Origin of the sequence: Acetobacter orleanensis (assembly GCF_001581005.1) — a bacterium.
GTDB lineage: Bacteria > Pseudomonadota > Alphaproteobacteria > Acetobacterales > Acetobacteraceae > Acetobacter > Acetobacter orleanensis.
The window spans coordinates 1-605 of sequence record NZ_LHZV01000007.1 but is presented as its reverse complement, the minus strand read 5'-3'; the positions used below and the strand labels follow the sequence as shown (position 1 = coordinate 605).

General features: G+C 62.0%; 1 protein-coding gene. It reads left to right on the top strand.

Features of this window, described 5'->3' with window-relative positions; translation table 11 throughout:
* Window positions 1–605, top strand: a 605-nt coding sequence (locus AD949_RS00040; RefSeq protein WP_282955666.1) for a 1-deoxy-D-xylulose-5-phosphate synthase N-terminal domain-containing protein, incomplete at both ends; no start/stop codon positions are given.

Below are 605 nucleotides of genomic sequence, written 5' to 3'. Positions count from 1 at the left end.
CGCTCCGAGAGTCAGTATGACCCCTTCGGGGCCGCGCACTCCTCCACCTCCATTTCCGCCGGTCTCGGCATGGCCGTGGCGCACCATCTGCGCGCTGAGGAAGACAAATCCTACCGCGAACGCAGCGTGATTGCCGTGATCGGGGATGGCTCCATTTCCGCCGGCATGGCGTATGAGGCCATGAACAACGCCGCCGTGGCTGGCCCCGGCGCGGAGCGGCTGATTGTTATCCTCAACGATAACGAGATGTCCATCGCCCCACCCGTCGGCGCAATGTCCAACTATCTCTCCCGCCTGATGTCCTCCCGCAAGTTCATCGGCCTGCGTGAACTGGCCGGGAAGGTCGTCAAGAAGCTTCCCGCGCCCATAGAACGCACCGCCCGCAAGGCGGACGAGTACGCCCGTGGCATGATTACCGGCGGCACACTGTTTGAAGAGCTGGGCTTTTACTATGTCGGCCCCGTGGACGGGCATGACCTGCCGCAACTGGTCGCTATCCTGCGCAACCTGCGCGATACGGATAACGGCCCCATCCTGCTGCATGTGATGACCAAGAAGGGTCACGGCTATAACCCGGCGGAAAAAGCAGGGGATAAATATCACGC